The sequence below is a fragment of the Arthrobacter sp. TJ-236 genome (assembly GCF_058269235.1).
This window is the reverse complement of the sequence record NZ_JBZCNI010000006.1, coordinates 23,596-37,737: the sequence shown is the minus strand read 5'-3', so window position 1 is coordinate 37,737 and position 14,142 is coordinate 23,596. Positions and strand designations below refer to the sequence as shown.

The following is a 14,142-nucleotide window of genomic DNA, read 5'->3' as shown; positions in this document are numbered from 1 at the left end:
CGCATGGACGCGGACGAGACCCCGGGTGGGCGAGCACGGACACCGCCGGACCTGCAGGGGCACGGTGCCGCCGATGCGGGCGGTTTCCACCAGAGCTTCGCCGCCGTGGACATCGGTGCGTCCTCCGGGCGGGTCATCCTCGGCCGCCTGACCGTCGCGGGGCCGCAGCTGGAGACCGTCCACCGGTTCCCCAACGGCGCGCGGTACCTCGATGGCGGCCTGCGGTGGGACCTCGACGCCCTGGTGGCGGAGGTGATCGTCGGTCTGCGGGCGGCCGCCGAGGTGGCGCACCGCAACGGCCACACGGTGGTCAGCATCGGAATCGACACCTGGGCGGTGGACTACGGGCTGGTGGACGACGCCGGGACGCTCCGCCACCTGCCGTTCAGCTACCGCGACGCCCGCACCGGCGGAACGGTGGACACCGTGCACACCGCCGTACCGCCCGAGCACCTCTACGCCCGGACGGGCCTGCAGTTCCTCCCCTTCAACACGGTGTACCAGCTGGCCGCCGAGCCGTTCCTGGCAGGCGTGCAGGCACTGCTGATCCCGGACCTGCTCGCGTACCGGCTCACCGGCGAGCGCCGCACCGAGACGACGAACGCCTCCACCACGGGCCTGCTCGACGCCCACTCCGGTGCCTGGGCGGAGGACCTCTTCGCCGCCCTCGGCCTGGAACCCGGTCTCTTCCCGCCACTGGTGGAGCCCGGTCAGGTCATCGGCCGCCTGCTGCAGGCGGTCGTCGCGGCCACGGGTCTCCCCGCGGGGACGCCGGTCGTCGCGGTCGGGTCCCATGACACGGCGTCCGCCGTTGCCGCGGTACCTGCTGAGTCGGCGCACTTCGCGTACATCTCCTCCGGCACGTGGTCCCTCGTGGGCGTGGAACTCGACGCGCCGATCCTCACCTCCGCGAGCCGCGCCGCGAACTTCACGAACGAGCGGGGCGTGGACGGCACCGTCCGCTACCTGCGCAACACGGGCGGGTTGTGGCTGCTGCAGGAGTGCCTCCGCGAGTGGGCCGCCGAGGGCCCCGAACCCGTGCTCGCGGACCTGCTGGAGCGGGCTGCGCGCCTTCCGGCCGGAGGCCCCACCATCGACGCCGACAGCACGGACTTCCTGGCACCCGGGGGCATGCCGGGTCGCATCCGTCGGGCTGCCGGAATCACGGGCGGCGCCGGCACCAGCGGGGGGATCACCAACGGCGGGGGCAACGACGGCGGGATCACGGGCGGCGCCGGCACCGCTGCGGTGCAGGCCCGGGCCGTGGTCGTGCGCTGCATCGTCGACAGCCTCGCCGAGGCCTACGCCCGCACGCTCGACGACGCCGCGAGGCTCTCGGGTCGGCGCATCGACGTCGTGCACGTGGTGGGGGGCGGGTCGCAGAACGCGTTGCTCTGCCAGCTCACGGCCGACCGCACCGGGCTCCCCGTGGTGGCCGGGCCTGTCGAGGCGACAGCGCTCGGCAACGTCCTGGTGCAGGCCCGCACCGCCGGGCGCCTACCCACCGAGGGTGGTCTCGCTGCGCTCCGCGTCGCGGCCCGGCAGGCTGCGACGACCGTGCGGTACGAGCCGTCGTCGGATGCCGGTGCGAAACCTTCCCTGCCGCTCTCGTCAGCGCGGTCTGCGTAGGCCCACGGGGCCCTTCGCCGTGGACGGGTCCACCACGGCCCCGTGCTGCACCATCTCGGCCAGGCCTCGGTTCACGAGTCGCCGTGCTGCGCGCCGGGCCGCCTCCCGCAGCTCAGCCGAGTCGTTCGCCGGAGGGGCGACCCCCGCGGATGATCCGTCACCCCTCCGATGGTCGGCGCCGCTTCCGGGCGATGCACCGCCCACCGGGAGAACCGTTGCGGCAGCGGCGGGATCGACCACCGCGTTCCAGGCACCCGCCGCGAGGCGCTCCAGGAGCCACTCCTCCAGCGCCGTGTCCGTGGCCGAGACCTTCCGCACCCGGCAGGCGTCGCTGCAGTAGGCCACGGAGTCCCAGGACCGTTCCCACTTCTTCCGCCACTCGATGACACGCCCGCAGGACCTGCAGTGCTTCGGCTCGGGCGTGACCGCTGCCGCCCTGCCCTGCGTCCGGTTCCTGCCGTTCCTGCTCACATGCGCCCGAAGACGGCTCGGATGACCGCGAAGATCCCGTAGCAGATCAGGCCGACGGCGATCGCCGTGAGAACGTATGCGCCCAGGGGGTGGGCCTGCAGCGCCTTCAGGCTGCCGTCCAACCCGGTGGACTCCTGGGGATTCCTGTCCAGCCCCGCGATGACGAAGAGGCCTCCGACCAGCAGCAGCGCAACACCCTTCGCCACGTGACCCACCACGCCGAGCACCTCGATGACCTGCCCGTGGGCCGTGTCCTCGAACCTGCGCAGTTCAGGCCTGAAGTTCCGCCGGGCGCCCTTGATGACGAAGTGCACTCCGATCCCGAGGATCACCCCGGCGGTCACGAACACCAGCAGTACCCCGGCGCCGGTCTCGAGGAGTGACCGCGTGAAGTCCACCGTCGACTCGGACGAGTCCGGATCCTCGCCGAGCGCGAAGCGCGCGAAGGTCCCCGCCATCGAGCCGTAGATGATCACGAGGGCGCCGGAGGAGATGTGTTTGCCGAGGCGCTCGCGCATGGGCAGGTGCCGTGCGCGCAGGGTGGCCTCGCTGAGCTGCCAGAGGGCGAGGCCTGCGCAGCCGACGGCGCAGATCCAGAGCGTCGGCGTCCCCAGCAGGCCTCCCGCGACCTCCTCGAGTGCGCCGGTGGGTTCCGCCTCCCCGTCTCCGCCGAAGGCGATGCGCAGGGCGATGATGCCGATGAGGATGTGGACGACGGCGAGCGCTCCGAACCCGAGGCGCGCGGCCACGTCGAGAGCCCGGAGGTCCGAGGCCTGCTCCACGACGTCGGCGGCGCGCGCAGGCAGGCTCCGCCGATGGGCTCCGCCGTGCGTCATCCGTGTTCCTCCGCGTCGCGCTGCAGTGCGCTTGTTCGCGCACCGCTTCCCAGCATAGGGAGCATCACCGACGCCTACCTGGTGATCTGCCCGACGCCGGATCAGGGACGTGTGGCCACGAGCGCGTCGAGCGCCTCCCTCACGAGTTCCGCGCCGCCCTGCCCGCCGTAGTTCGCGGCGAACCGGGGATCGGCGACGTACATGTCGCCCAGTCCGCGGACGTACTCCGCTGACAGTGCGCCGTCGTCGTCGCCCGGTACGCCCGGGACGCCCGACAGCCACGCGACGTGCCGCGCCGCGAGGCCGGCCGCCTCCTCGCTCTCGGGGCTGACACCACGGGCAGCGGCGTCCGTCCATGCCGCTCCGAGGTCGCGGCTCTCACGGGAGAACCCGGCCCTGCCGTCCTCGCCGAGGCCGCGCCACCACGCGTCGCCCTGTGCGTACGCGTCCTGACCCCACCGCTGCTCCGCCTCCTCGCGGTGTCGCGTGTGGTCGAATCCGTCGAACATGGTCTCGGGCATGGGTTCTTCTCCTTCGTCGAGTGCCCGCACGGTGGTGAGCACAGCTGTGATCTGCCGGTCGAGCCGAAGCTGCTCACCGCGCAGGTGGTCGAGGTGTTTCCGGAGCATCGCCGCCGGCGTCCCAGCCGCCGTGTCGGCGAGCAGTTCCCTGATCGCCGGCAGCGGGAGCCCCAGTTCGCGGAGCAGGAGGATGCGCTGCAGGCGCACCAGTGCCGCGCCGTCGTAGTAGCGGTAGCCGTTGGGACCCACGCGCGACGGCGGGAGCAGCCCCACGTCGTCGTAGTGGCGCAACGTGCGGCTCGTGAGCCCGCTGACGCGGGCCACGGCGGAGATCGGGTGTTCCATGCCGCCTCCCTCGGTCCGGATGATCCGACGTGCTCTGTGTGGTCAACGGTAGGAGTTGACGCAGCGGCAAGGTCAACCCCGCCGGCCCGCTGCTCTCATCCCTGTCTCATGAACGGCGACTAGGCTCCCGAGGTCGGCCCGTTGAGGCTGCCGGAGAGGCTGGATGATGCAGGTCGAAGGGGATGGCACGTCCGTGGCGGACGACGCCTGGCGACGCCTGCGTCTGATCCGGACCTTCCTCGTGCTGTTGATCCCCGTGGCCGTGCTCGCCCTGACGAGCTACCTGCTGTGGCGGGCGATCGCCCGGTCCACGCCGGAGACCTACGCCGACATCCACTTCTGGTTCTACTTCTTCGACGTGGGCCGCGAGATCAACGTACCCACCTGGTTCAGCGCCGGCCTGTGGATCCTGATAGGCGTGCTCACCGGCTACTGCGCCCGCCGGGCCACGCGCTTCCGGTTCTCCTGGGGCTTCTTCTCCTTCGTGGCGGTGTTCCTCTCGCTCGACGAGACCCTCGAGCTGCACGAGCGGCTGGACGTGATCGGCAACCAGCTGGCGCCCTACCTCCCCGTGCAGCTCGGCTTCACGTGGGTCATCCCGGGTGTGCTCATCGCCGCCGTCCCGTGCGCCGTGCTGCTGCGGCTGGTGCTCTCCCTGCCCCGCTCGGTGATGCTCGGCCTGATCGTTTCCGGCGCCGTGTTCGTCGGCGGGTCCGTCGGTGCGGAATCGCTCTCCGGCATGGCACTCGTCAACGGCGGCGCGGCGCCGTCGTTCTTCGTGCTCACCCTGATCGAGGAGACGCTCGAGATGACGGGGCTCGCACTCTGCCTCGCCTCGCTGCTCCACATCCTTGAGTACCGACCGGTCGACGGCGGCATCGCCTACCGCGTTGCGGCGCTCAGGCGGGCCTCACGCGCCTCGGAGGAGCGAGCGACCGCCGACGAGGAAGCCGCAGGGTCGCGGCGCGCGGCGAGTGGAACCCACGAGGGCCGGGCAGCGGGCGGACCGGCTGTGCCGGCGTCGGCCACAGCGGCGTCGTCCACAGCGGCCCAATCCTCAACCACGCCCGACGCCTGACCGGGGGACATCGGCGCCGGACGCCCGTCGCGGGGCTGCCGTGGGCACTCTCGGGACGCGCAGGCCGCTCGCGCGCACCTGTCACGGACCAGCGGCGGCGCAGCGAAAGGTGTCCCGCTACGCCGAGCGCGTCAGTTGTACCAGAACCACTGCGGCGGGCGCCACGATGCCGGTACGGCGTGGGCATTGAACGTGCCGCACTCCGAGCAGGCGTAGCTGACGCTGGCCGGCAGCAGTCTGGAGGTGTGATCGGCCTGCCGCGCCGGCACGAATTCCTCGTAGATGAGGTAGTCGTCGGTGTGGCAGCGGGGGCAGGTGGGTGCCTCTCCCGCGAGCTCGTCGGTGGTGGAGGACCTGCTGGTCTGCAGGCTTCCGGTGTGATCGATCATTGTCATGAGATTCACCGTTTCCGTCTTGCATTCAACGCTGGATGCAAGTAGTAAGGGGACTGATACTTCGAATATAGACGCCTGCTTCTCCCAGTGGAAGCAGGCGTGACTGTGACAGCCTCATTCAGGACCACTAGGACGGCCTGAGTCAGGACCACCTGCGACTCGCCGGTTCCCTGTGACGGTTTGATTCAGGACCACCTCCACTCTTGTTCTCATGTGATGGGACGAGCTGGTGGAGGTTCGGATGAGGTTGCGTATGGAGTTGTTTGCCAGCATTCGTAGAGATGCCCGAGTTGAGGGTGCTTCGATCCGGGAATTGGCCAAGCGGTATCAGGTCGGCAGAGACACGGTCCGTCAGGCCCTCGCGAGTCCAGTCCCACCGGCCCGGAAGATTCCGGTACGGAGCGCGCCCCGCTTGGATGGCTTCAAGCCTGCGATCGACACGATGCTCGTCGAGGACATCACAGCACCCCGGAAGCAACGCCATACCGCTCGTAGGATTCTTGCCCGACTGATCGAGGAACACGGGGCTGAGGAGTTGTCGTATTCCACGGTTCGGGACTACGTCCGGGTACGTCGTGCGGAGATCGATGTTGAGGCCGGCCGCAGGGTCGAGGTGTTCGTCCCGCAGGAACACGCACCAGGCGCGGAAGCCGAGGTCGACTTCGGTGAGGTCTGGGTCGTCCTCGACGGGGTGAAGACGAAGTGCCACATGTTCGTCTACCGGCTCTCCCACTCCGGGAAAGCCGTCCACCGGGTGTATCCGACGCAGGCGCAGGAAGCGTTCCTCGAGGGACACATCGACGCGTTCACCGCCTTGGGTGGTGTCCCGACCAGACATATTCGGTACGACAACCTCACTGCTGCGGTGACGTCGGTGGTATTCGGGCTGGAGCGTTCCCCGGTTCCACTCCTTTAGCCAGGGCACGGGAGGCTGGTTCATTCACCAACGCCCATAAAGCGTTCTGGGCGGCGTCCCGGCGGGTCAACGGTGATGCCGATGGGACCCGAGAACTCATCGATGTCTTGCTCCTGCACCGGTTCATGCACCCCAATGACATCCAGGCCGGCATCCGCGCCGCCCTCACGGTGGGGGCGGTCAGCGCCGACGTCGTCGCGGTCGAAGCACGCCGACACGCAACCGAACACCTGACCAGCGACCAGGACCGGACCGCGAAGGACCTGGCATCCATGGGTGGGTCCAGTTCGGACCGTCATTCCGACGGCCATCGTGGTGCTCACACTGATCAGCGCGAGCAACGAGTTGTCAGTCTCACCCAGCGCCGGCTCATGGACCCAGCCGCTGTCATTGCAGGCCTTCCACCCGACAGCCGCCCGATCCCGTCCGTCAGCTCGTATGACGAGCTGCTCGCCAAACGCTCCCCAGCAGACCCGCCCGCGGACACCTCTGTCAGCGCGTCCGTCAGCATGTCGAAGGAGAACATCTCATGAGCCCTACCACCTCGACCACCACGGTGACCCCGACGCTGCGCCGGCGCCGTGGTCTGACGGAGCAGGCTGCTGTCGCGGCCGTGGACCAGGCATGCCGCCGGCTACGCCTTCCGACTATCCGTGCGGTCCTCGACGAAGCCCTGACTGTCGCCGGGAAGGAGCAGCTGTCCTACCAGGGGTTCCTTGCCGAGTTGCTGCTGGCCGAGTGCGACGACCGGGACCCCCGGTCCTCGAGCCGGCGGGTGAAAGCGGCGAGCTTTCCGCGGGACAAGTGGCTCGGGGACTTCGACTTCGAGGCGAACCCGAACATCAACGCCGCGACGATCCACACGCTGGCGACCGGGGACTGGATCCGCAAAGGACAGCCTTTGTGTCTGATCGGGGATTCCGGGACCGGGAAATCGCATCTGCTCATCGGCTTGGGTACTGCGGCCGCTGAGAAGGGCTACCGGGTGAAATACACACTCGCCACCAGGCTCGTGAACGAACTAGTAGAAGCCGCTGACGAGAAGGTGCTCGCCAAGACCATTGCCCGGTACGGCAGGGTCGACCTGCTCATGATCGACGAGCTCGGCTATATGGAACTCGACCGCCGCGGCGCCGAACTGCTCTTCCAGGTCCTCACCGAACGGGAGGAGAAGAACTCGATCGCGATTGCGTCCAACGAGTCCTTCTCGGGGTGGACGAAAACCTTCACAGACCCACGTCTCTGCGCCGCGATCGTCGACCGACTCACGTTCAACGGAGCCATCATCGAAACCGGCACCGACTCCTACCGCCTCGCACACACCCTCGCCAGCCGGAGCAACAGCTAGATCGACCCATTAACGCCAGGGCGGTGATGATTTGGTGATCATAGGACGATGGGCCCAGAACACCCTCCCGCTTACGCTGGTCATATGGACACGTTGCTTCTTGCTTGCCTGACCATCGGTTTCCTAGGTCTACCCATTGGAATCTTCGTAGCAGGACTTCTACTTATGAAACGACAATCCTCACTACTGAGCTGGCGAAAATACACCTGGGCGGTTGGGGCCGCGGTCATCGGCTGGTGTCTTCTATTTGCCGCGCAAAGTGCGCTTAGTGACCCTACGGACCCGGTCAGTGACGACGGTCGATTCGCAATCGGCTACTACCTCTGGCCCACTCTGAGCCTGGGAGCCACCATCATCGTCGGCGGGCTGCTGGCTTTCCTTGGCCGTGCAGCCGCTATGGAACGGGAGCGAACCCCACTTCCGGCCCAACCATAGTCGAACGGTATCAGCCGAGTTCAAAGTACCTCCTGAACACACTCTTGCATTCACTATCCAAGACGATTCTGCCTATCAAGAGCGACGACGAAAATCCTCGTGAAGTCCGAAGCCGTTGTGAAACCGTAAAAGGGTAAGCCAACCAACACAAGGGGGAACCATGAAACGCTATACTGGCGCAGCAATTGCACTAGCAACTGCCTTCACGGCTATGGGTATGGCCGGTCCGGGCTTCGCGACAACAACCAGCGACCCAGCTTCCAACCTTGCGGTGATCCTCGCCGCACCAGATCCGCTGGTCGCTCTCGACGAATTGACCGCAGACGAGAAGCAAGCTGTATTCCCGCTGATGAAAAACGAATCAGGGGAGCTGCTTCCTGAGCTGGAGGAAAAGATCCTGACCTCACAGCCACCAGAAGTCACACTTCGCGCGGAGGGTGATTTCTCCGACTTCTGGGGCGTGCTTGAACGGGCCGCTTGTGTGGTCGCTGCCGACATCGCATCCTGCAACGTCGCAGCCGATGACGCGGCAACCGCGACCAGCGCCTCATTGGCAACGTACCCTAGCGGGCAAAGTCAGCTGGGGGTCGAGGAGACGCATATCGTCACTGCTACTGGAATGGGCTGATGACCCGGCACATCGGCGAACGAGCTGCAGCACTGATCAGCAACCAGCACGAGATCACCAACCAAAGCAACACAGCCGATCTAGCCGAAATGGATCGCGTGAACAACGCAACTGGGCGGTCCTACGGACTGACGGCAAGCGACGACGCTACGGTGAATACCCGGTGCGCCGTTGCAGCGGTGTCAAACACCCTCTTCACGACCAACGGCGCGTAACGCGAACGTTAGAGCCATCGCAGTCGCGCGGCTTAAACACCGAATGTCATCGGCAAAGGGCTGGTGCAGGGATATTCCATCCAGCACCAGCTCTTCGCCGTTGACCGACAGAATTCGGCAGCCTCGGAAATCACCTTGTGGTCCTGAATCAAGCCGTCCAAGTGGTCCTGGATGAAGTTGACACACTCACAGGCGTTTTCGCCGTGACCGCAGGGCTCACCCTGGCGAGGTAGTGGGATGATGTCCCCATGACGGCCAGGGCTCCGAGATCCACCGCGGCGCTGCCACCCGAGGAGTGCGCACCGTTGCGCCGCGCCCTGGGCGGGAGCGCGGACGTCACCGTGTTCGTGGACGGCACAGCGCACCGTCTCACCACGGACGCGCAGGCCGCCGTCGTCGATCTCCTCGCACGGCTGTCCGACGGCGACGCCGTGCAGGTGACCTCCGTCGCCGAACTCCTCACCACCTCACAGGCCGCCGAGCTCGCCGGTATCTCGCACAGCTACCTGCGCAAGCTCACGGACGCCGGCACGCTCCCGGTCGAATATCGGGGCTCGCACCGCAGGCTCCGGAGGTCCGATGTCGAGGAGTGGTTGCGCGGTCAGCTGCGGCGCACCGCCGAGCGCGGGCCCGTGATCGACGCCGCCCGGGAGAGCGACGCGACAGCGGCCGGCTGACCGGCACGCTTCACGGAACCCCTAGGACTGCTCGAACCGGGGCCGCATGCGCCACCGTCGTGCCTTGAGTGCCAGGTGCAGGTCCAGCCGCACCGCCCCCGCGAGGGGGTCGACGCCGATCAGCCCGCGGATCCGGGCCAGCCGGTTGTAGACGCTGCTGCGGTGCAGGTGGAGCTGGGCCGCGACGTCCTGGACCGAGCCGTTCTTGTCGTAGAGCAGCTCCAGCACGGGCAGCAGCTCGTGCGCGCGGTCGGCGTCCTCCAGGTCAGCGAAGCGCACGCTGCCCCGGCCCGGCACCTGCCAGCCGAGCGCGCCGAGGAACTGGTACACCCCGATCTCCGCGTAGGCCACCACGTCTCCGAGGGCAGGGTCGACGGCGGCTGCCTGCACCGCCTGCTGGGCCTGGGCGAGGCCGTCCGCGAGGTCCCGTGGGTCCGGGAGGGGGTCGCTGAGGCCGAGGATCACGCGCCCTGCCTCCCGGCCTGCACGCTTGCCCACCTCGCTCCGGAAGCGGCTCAGCACCTGCTCCAGCGCGGGCCTCCCGGCGTCCGGCGCACACACGAGGACGGTCGAGGTCGGGGCAGCGGCACTGAACAGCACGGACGCAACGCCCACCGTCGCCTGCAGCGCGAGGGTCCGCTGCAGCAGGACGCCCTCGTGGGGGTCCCCGACCATCGGCTGAGCACCGCCGGCGCCCTTTCCCCCGCCGCCCTGCTCGCCGTCGCCGCCCGCGCCCCGGTCGGAGGGCAGCAGTTCGTGCACCACGGCGAGCCGCCACGGTCCGCGCCCGCCGAGTTCCCGCCACCCCCGCAGTTCCTCGACGGCGGCGGCCGAGCCGCGGCAGGCAGCGAGGAAGGCGGCCTCCCGCTGCGACCGCCGCTCCGACGACGCCGCGTCCGTCTCGAGGAGGAGTTCGGCGAGGCGGTCGACCGTCGGGCGGACGGCGGCGAGGGCCTCGAGGATGGTGGACGCCGGGTCCTCCTGCGCGTGGTGCTGCACCCAGAGGTAGCCGACGCGGAACCCGCGGGCGAGGAGCGGCACGCAGACCCGCCCCAACATGCCGAGCTCGTGATTGGCCGGGACGACGACGGGCCGGACGGCGTGGGCGATCCCGTGCCGGAGCTGCCATTCGCTGACGTCCTCGGGCACCTTCTTGCTCAGCAGGAAGTTGACGCGGACGCGGTCGGCGGTGGACTGGTGGCTGCTGTACGCGAGGAGGACGCCGTCCGGGTCCTCGAGCGAGAGACCGCGACCCAGCGTCACCGCGATCGACTCGACGAGGTCCTCCACAGCCTGGTTCTGCACGCCCCCACAGTAGTGGCCGCACGTCCGACAGACGACATCTGCCGCCCTGCGCCTCGACATCTGTCGACCCCGAAGTGGCCGTGTCCGCCGTCACACGTGCACAGATCCCCGGCACGCCGCCGTCGGCGCGTGATCACTACCCTGCGCGGCGCAGTGCAAGCCCTCCACGGGCCCGCGGACCGCGCTTCGTCGCTCCCTATCCTTGTGCTGACCCATCCGCCCCGATCGCACTGGAGAACCCATGATCATCGGCGTCCCCCGAGAAGTGAAGAACAATGAGTACCGCGTGGCCATCACCGCCTCCGGTGTGCACGAGTTCCGCACCCGTGGCCACGAGGTCCTCGTGGAACGCGGAGCCGGGGTGGGGTCGAACATCTCGGATGCCGAGTACGAGGCCGCCGGTGCCGAGCTGGTGGAGGCCGCCGACGACGTCTGGGGCCGCGCCGACATGGTGCTGAAGGTCAAGGAGCCCGTGGCCTCCGAGTACCACCGCTTCCGTCCGGGCCTGGTCCTGTTCACCTACCTGCACCTCGCGGCCGAGCCGGAGCTCACCCGCGCCCTGCTCGACGCCGGGGTCACCGCCATCGCCTACGAGACCGTGCAGGACGGCCGTACACTCCCGCTGCTCGCCCCGATGTCCGAGGTGGCCGGGCGCCTGTCCGTCCAGGTGGGAGCGCAGGTCATGACCGCCCCAGCCGGTGGCCCCGGCCTGCTGCTCGGCGGCGTGGCCGGCGTGCGACCCGCGAAGGTGGTGGTGCTCGGCGCCGGCGTCGCGGGGACCAACGCGACGGCGATGGCGGTGGGCACGGGTGCGGAGGTGACCATCCTCGACATCGACATCGCACGCCTCCGCGACCTCGACGCTCTCTACGCGGGCCGCGTCAAGACGATCGCGTCGAACGCGCTGGAGATCGAGACCTCCGTGCTCGAGGCGGACCTCGTGATCGGCTCGGTGCTGATCCCCGGCGCACGGGCGCCGAAGCTCGTCACCAGTGACCTCGTGGCGCGCATGAAGCCCGGCAGTGTGCTCGTGGACATCGCGGTGGATCAGGGCGGCTGCTTCGAGGACTCCCACGTCACCACGCATGAGGACCCCACCTTCATGGTGCACGGTTCCCTCTTCTACTGCGTGGGCAACATGCCGGGCGCCGTCCCGAACACCTCGACCTATGCGCTCACCAATGTGACCCTGCGCTACGCCGTCGCCCTGGCGGACAAGGGCGTCCGCGGCGCCTTCGACGCCGATGCCTCCCTGGCCCGAGGCCTGAACGTGGCCGGCGGCAAGGTCACGCACCAGTCCGTGTCGAACGCGCACGGGCTCGAGCTGGCGGAGGACTGGACGGCGCTCGTCTGACGCCGAGCGGGTGACCTCAGGCGGGGTCGAAGTGGGCTGCGGGGGCTGAGCCGTTGTAGCCCTCGACCATGCCCGACGCGAGTAGCCGGAGCTTGACGTTCCGTGCGTTGGACGCGCGCCGCAGCTTGTCGAACGCCTCCCTCTGCGAACACCGGTCCTGGCCCATGATGATGCCGACCGCGAGGTCGATCTCCGTGCGCGACTGCAGCACGGAGTGGAGGTCCTCGGCTTTCGCGGCGTGCTGCGCCACGCGCACCGCGAGCTTCAGCGCCTGCGAGGCCTGGACCGAGAAGCTGCGCGCCACGTGCCGGAAGTCCTCGGTGAACACCGAGGCATCCTCTGCGTAGAGGTTCAGGGCAGCCTTCGCGTGACCTTCGAGGTCCAGCGGCAGGCAGAACATCGCGCCGACTCCGCTCTCCGAGATCTGCCGCATGAAGTCCGGCCACCGCTTCTCGCCGCGCGTATCGGTGATGAACACCTCGTCGTGGACCCGCAGCGCATGGAGGCAGGGGCCGTCGTCGTGCGCGTACTGCACCTCGTCCATGCTGCGGGCCTTCTCGTCGCTGCTTCCCACCGTGAAGCGCTTCGCCCGCGACTGCTGGAGGGTGATCCCGCACCAGGTGGTCCCCTGGGTGCTGAGCGTGCCCGCCGTGAACTCCGCGAGCTGCTGGAGGAAGGCCTGCACGTCGGGGTGATTCACGAGGAGGTCCTGCAGCTGTGCTGCGCTCTCCTCCGCCGAGGGCATCTCGCCCTCGGCCACCATGTGGAGGTGGCGTTCGCCGACGACGTCGTCGTCGGTCAGGTGGTGGGAATCGGACATGGCGCCGCGGGCCTCCTCGATTGTCAACGTCCGGGCGCGCCCGACACTTCTGTTGCTGTCACTGTGGCCACAGTGTACAAGCCTGCTCCCCCACGGAAGCCCTCCGGCCGATCAGGCACTCGTGGCCGGAACAAGGGCGCAGGGGTACGAAGGAGGCGGGGGCGGGGGCTGGAATAAGCCGGCCTCCGAGGCCCTTGAGGGAAAGGGGCGCTCGATCAGCGCTCCCGCACGGACGGCCGGAAGCACGGCCACACACCCCAGGGAGAATGCATGTCCACCACGATCCTGACCCTCGTCGGAAGCCTGCGCGAGGGGTCGATCAACCGCCAACTCGCCGAAGCCGCTGCGGAACACGCTCCGCGCGACGTCACCGTCGTCACGTTCGACGCGCTGGGCGACCTCCCCTTCTACAACGAGGACATCGACAACGAGGCCGACCGGCCCCAGGCCGCCACGGATCTGCGGGCCGTCACGGGTGACGCCGATGCCGTGCTCCTCGTCTCCCCCGAGTACAACGGCAGCATGCCCGCGATCCTGAAGAACGCCATCGACTGGCTGTCACGCCCCTTCGGTGCGGGAGCGCTCTCCGGCAAGCCCGCCGCCGTCATCGGATCGGCCTTCGGGCAGTACGGCGGCGTCTGGGCGCACGACGAGGCACGCCGCTCACTCGGCGTGGCCGGCGCGGACGTCCTCGAGGACGCGAAGCTGTCGATCGGGAGCTCCATCACGCGCTTCGCGGAGACGCACCCGAAGGACGACGCCGAGGTCGCCGGTCAGGTGACGGACGTCCTCGCGGCCCTCGCCGACGCCGCGACCGTCTCTGTGGCCGCCTGAGCCGACACGCAACCCACACCCACAGCAGAGGACGCCGTCGCACGGTGCGACGGCGTCCTCTGTTCTTGACAGCCGGGTCCGGCGGCTCGCAGATCGATACCGGACGACGAACGGATCAGTGCCAGATGTTGTCGGCCCACGCCGCGTCACGCAGGTAGTCACGCGCCGGTCCCACTTCCCACAGCTGGCCCTGGAACTCCAGGACGCCGTCGTGCTGCAGCGATTCCACCGTCTCGAAGGAGCACCCGAGGGCCTCGGAGAGGGCGGCGTCGTCCGCCGCGAGCACGATGCTGTTCCTGGCGTTCATAGTGCTCTCCTTCGATCGGTGCGTGGTG

General features: G+C 68.6%; 15 protein-coding genes and 1 pseudogene. 9 read left to right on the top strand and 7 right to left on the bottom strand.

All coding sequences use genetic code 11. The features are described from left to right. Positions 1 to 3 precede the first annotated feature (3 nt). Positions 4 to 1,629, top strand: coding sequence for a rhamnulokinase (locus AC4D16_RS16020; RefSeq protein ID WP_490955697.1), 1,626 nt, complete (start codon positions 4 to 6; stop codon positions 1,627 to 1,629). Here AC4D16_RS16020 and AC4D16_RS16015 read toward each other — a convergent pair. The 3 genes from AC4D16_RS16015 to AC4D16_RS16005 all read right to left on the bottom strand — a co-directional run bounded on the left by AC4D16_RS16015 (position 1,612) and on the right by AC4D16_RS16005 (position 3,802). Beyond that, positions 1,612 to 2,100 (bottom strand): DUF2256 domain-containing protein, encoded by a 489-nt coding sequence (locus AC4D16_RS16015; RefSeq protein WP_490955696.1) that lies wholly within the window; start codon positions 2,098 to 2,100, stop codon positions 1,612 to 1,614. The two genes, AC4D16_RS16020 and AC4D16_RS16015, sit on opposite strands and share 18 nt — an antisense overlap. Next, on the bottom strand, positions 2,097 to 2,936 hold the full coding sequence (locus AC4D16_RS16010; protein WP_490955695.1) for a DUF1206 domain-containing protein: 840 nt from the start codon (positions 2,934 to 2,936) through the stop codon (positions 2,097 to 2,099). The genes AC4D16_RS16015 and AC4D16_RS16010 overlap by 4 nt, the downstream gene beginning before the upstream one ends. Positions 2,937 to 3,037: 101 nt before the next feature. Further along, the gene (locus tag AC4D16_RS16005; RefSeq protein ID WP_490955694.1) at positions 3,038 to 3,802 is read right to left on the bottom strand and encodes a MerR family transcriptional regulator; all 765 of its coding nucleotides are present in this window, start codon (positions 3,800 to 3,802) and stop codon (positions 3,038 to 3,040) included. A 163-nt stretch (positions 3,803 to 3,965) separates the two neighbouring features. Here AC4D16_RS16005 and AC4D16_RS16000 point away from each other — a divergent pair, with 163 nt between their 5' ends. Then, a complete protein-coding gene (locus AC4D16_RS16000; RefSeq protein ID WP_490955693.1) occupies positions 3,966 to 4,880 on the top strand; it encodes a DUF8692 domain-containing protein in 915 nt (304 codons plus the stop codon). Between the two features lie 131 nt (positions 4,881 to 5,011). On the opposite strand, the gene AC4D16_RS15995 is transcribed toward AC4D16_RS16000, so the two are convergent. Further along, complete coding sequence (locus tag AC4D16_RS15995) at positions 5,012 to 5,275, bottom strand: hypothetical protein (RefSeq protein ID WP_490955692.1); 264 nt, start codon at positions 5,273 to 5,275, stop codon at positions 5,012 to 5,014. Between the two features lie 241 nt (positions 5,276 to 5,516). Here AC4D16_RS15995 and istA point away from each other — a divergent pair. From istA to AC4D16_RS15970, 5 genes and pseudogenes are all read left to right on the top strand, one after another. After that, a pseudogene (gene istA / locus AC4D16_RS15990) lies at positions 5,517 to 6,724 on the top strand (IS21 family transposase). Further along, entirely contained in the window at positions 6,721 to 7,539 is an 819-nt protein-coding gene (istB, locus tag AC4D16_RS15985; protein ID WP_490955691.1) for an IS21-like element helper ATPase IstB, read from the top strand. Before istA ends, istB begins: the two are co-directional and overlap by 4 nt. Before the next feature lie 595 nt (positions 7,540 to 8,134). Further along, positions 8,135 to 8,602: a hypothetical protein gene (locus tag AC4D16_RS15980; RefSeq protein WP_490955690.1), complete on the top strand. Its 468-nt coding sequence runs from the start codon at positions 8,135 to 8,137 to the stop codon at positions 8,600 to 8,602. Beyond that, positions 8,602 to 8,817, top strand: a complete 216-nt coding sequence (locus tag AC4D16_RS15975) for a hypothetical protein (RefSeq protein ID WP_490955689.1) — start codon at positions 8,602 to 8,604, stop codon at positions 8,815 to 8,817. The genes AC4D16_RS15980 and AC4D16_RS15975 overlap by 1 nt, the downstream gene beginning before the upstream one ends. A 248-nt stretch (positions 8,818 to 9,065) precedes the next feature. Further along, the gene (locus AC4D16_RS15970; protein WP_490955688.1) at positions 9,066 to 9,494 is read left to right on the top strand and encodes a helix-turn-helix domain-containing protein; all 429 of its coding nucleotides are present in this window, start codon (positions 9,066 to 9,068) and stop codon (positions 9,492 to 9,494) included. Between the two features lie 21 nt (positions 9,495 to 9,515). On the opposite strand, the gene AC4D16_RS15965 is transcribed toward AC4D16_RS15970, so the two are convergent. After that, positions 9,516 to 10,799 carry a PucR family transcriptional regulator gene (locus tag AC4D16_RS15965; protein ID WP_490951107.1) on the bottom strand — a complete coding sequence of 428 codons (1,284 nt, stop codon included), beginning with the start codon at positions 10,797 to 10,799 and terminating at the stop codon, positions 9,516 to 9,518. 241 nt (positions 10,800 to 11,040) lie between these two features. On the opposite strand from AC4D16_RS15965, the gene ald reads away from it, so the two are divergent. After that, on the top strand, positions 11,041 to 12,153 hold the full coding sequence (gene ald, locus AC4D16_RS15960) for an alanine dehydrogenase (RefSeq protein ID WP_490951108.1): 1,113 nt from the start codon (positions 11,041 to 11,043) through the stop codon (positions 12,151 to 12,153). Positions 12,154 to 12,169: 16 nt separating this feature from the next. Here the strand turns inward: ald and AC4D16_RS15955 are convergent, their stop codons facing one another. After that, complete coding sequence (locus AC4D16_RS15955; protein WP_490951109.1) at positions 12,170 to 12,973, bottom strand: GAF and ANTAR domain-containing protein; 804 nt, start codon at positions 12,971 to 12,973, stop codon at positions 12,170 to 12,172. A gap of 270 nt (positions 12,974 to 13,243) precedes the next feature. Here AC4D16_RS15955 and AC4D16_RS15950 point away from each other — a divergent pair, with 270 nt between their 5' ends. Further along, the gene (locus AC4D16_RS15950; protein WP_490951110.1) at positions 13,244 to 13,807 is read left to right on the top strand and encodes an NADPH-dependent FMN reductase; all 564 of its coding nucleotides are present in this window, start codon (positions 13,244 to 13,246) and stop codon (positions 13,805 to 13,807) included. A 115-nt stretch (positions 13,808 to 13,922) separates the two neighbouring features. On the opposite strand, the gene AC4D16_RS15945 is transcribed toward AC4D16_RS15950, so the two are convergent. Then, positions 13,923 to 14,114, bottom strand: a complete 192-nt coding sequence (locus AC4D16_RS15945) for a hypothetical protein (RefSeq protein ID WP_490955687.1) — start codon at positions 14,112 to 14,114, stop codon at positions 13,923 to 13,925. Between the last annotated feature and the right edge of the window lie 28 nt (positions 14,115 to 14,142).